Annotated in this window: 1 protein-coding gene; it reads right to left on the minus strand. The window is 54.4% G+C overall.

Translation table 11 applies throughout. The features are described 5' to 3' along the window. Window positions 1-1,965 (minus strand): non-ribosomal peptide synthetase (locus tag PXY01_RS22015; protein ID WP_127573283.1); only part of this gene is annotated, 1,965 nt, incomplete at both ends.

Here is a 1,965-nt window from a genome sequence, read left to right on the forward strand (position 1 = left end):
GTACCACGCAAAGCTTCCGCCTCCGGCTTCGGCAGCGCCTTCCGGTCCAGCTTCCCGTTCACCGTAAGCGGCAAATGGTCCAGCTGCATGAAATGTGTCGGGATCATATAAGATGGTAGCGTTTCGCCCAAGCGAGCCCGCAGCTGCGCTATACTCGGCTCCCCATCGCAGACGATATACGCGCACAGCGCATGTTCTCCGCTCGCGTCCTTGACCGCCACAACGGCCGCATCCTTCACCAGCTTCAGCTGCAGCAAGGCGCTCTCGATCTCGCTTGGCTCGATTCGGTAGCCGCGGATTTTCACCTGCGCGTCCATCCGGCCCAAATATTCAATATTGCCGTCCGGCAGCCATCGGCCCAGGTCTCCGGTCCGATACATCCGTCCACCCGGAACGAACGGGTCAGCGACGAACTTCTCCGCCGTCAGATCTTCACGGTTTATATAACCCCGCGCCACGCCGTCCCCGCCAATGCAGATTTCTCCCGGCACACCTATCGGCAGCAACTGACCTCGTTCATCCATTAAATAAGTTCGCGAATTCGATATCAGCTTGCCTATAGGAACAGTAACGGTTGATCTGCTGAGATTGCCAGTTAACCATAATGTGGTACATACTGTCGTCTCTGTCAGTCCATAAGCATTAATAAACCTAACATGAGGACTCCACTTCTGTACCAGCTCCCATGAACAGGCCGAGCCCGCAACAAACACCGTCTTTAACGAACGAACTCGTGTCGGCTCCATATAGGTTAAATAGGCTGGCGGGAGCGTCACTGTCGAAATTTCCTTCTCTTCGATATACGCTTCAAATTGATCGATTTGATGGATAACTTCCGTTGACAGCATATGCAATTGAGCCCCGCTAAACAGACTCATCACAATTTCCCATATGGATGCATCAAAGGCGATCGTGGCAAACTGGATGATCCGCTCGTTTGCAGTAAGGTGCAATGTTTGTTGAAATACGGATGATAAGCTCACCACGCCACGATGCTCGACCATGACCCCTTTCGGCTGGCCCGTCGATCCCGAAGTGTAGATGACATAAGCCAGATGGTGCGGGCCGTTCGCCGCTTCCAGGTTCCCTGCTTCTTCACCGTCCAGCATCGCTTCTCTTAGCTCCAGCTTCTCACCGGCAAACGTCACTTTCTTCAGCAGATGCTCGTCTCCAATCAGCCATCGGCTTCCGCTGTCCTCCAACATGAACGTTATCCGCTCCTGCGGATATGACGGATCGATTGGCACGTATGCGCCGCCTGCCTTCAGTATGCCGAGAATACCCGCGATCATCTCTACCGACCGCTCAGCCAGTAGACCGACGCGGCTGTCTGCCTTCACGCCCAGCTTTCGCAGCTTGCGTGCCAGCCGGTTCGCCCGCGCGTTCAGCTCCCGGTATGTCACCTGCTCTATCTCGCTAACCACCGCGATCTGATCCGGCGTCTGCTCCACCTGTTCCTCGAACAGCTGATGGATCGTCTTTTCCTGCGGGTACGGCGCTTCCGTTGCATTGAATACATCTAAGATCTCGTGCTTCTCATCTAGCGTTAACATCGACAGCTTCGTCAGTTCCATCTCCGGTGCTCTTAACGCCGACTCTATTAATTGCAAGTAGTGCCTTACCATCCGAGCAACTGTATCGCGCCGGTACAAATCAGTGCAATATTCGACCGCGATTAACAGCCCTTTTTCACTTTCCGCTAACGTCCAGGTCATGTCGAACTTCGACACACCGCTTTCCACCGGTTGTGCAATAAGCTGCAATTGATCCAGGTTGACCTCCTGCAGTTCCTCATTCTGCAAGACGAACATCGTATCGAACAACGGATGCCGACTCATATCCCGGCTCTTGACGACCTTCTCCACCAGCTCTTCGAACGGATACTCCTGATTCGCGTAGCCCGCCAGCGCCTGCTCCTTCACCTGCTCCAGGTAGGACCGGAACGTAAGATCACCTTCTGGTCGG

This window comes from Paenibacillus xylaniclasticus (assembly GCF_004001065.1).
Taxonomy (GTDB): Bacteria; Bacillota; Bacilli; order Paenibacillales; family Paenibacillaceae; genus Paenibacillus_T; species Paenibacillus_T xylaniclasticus.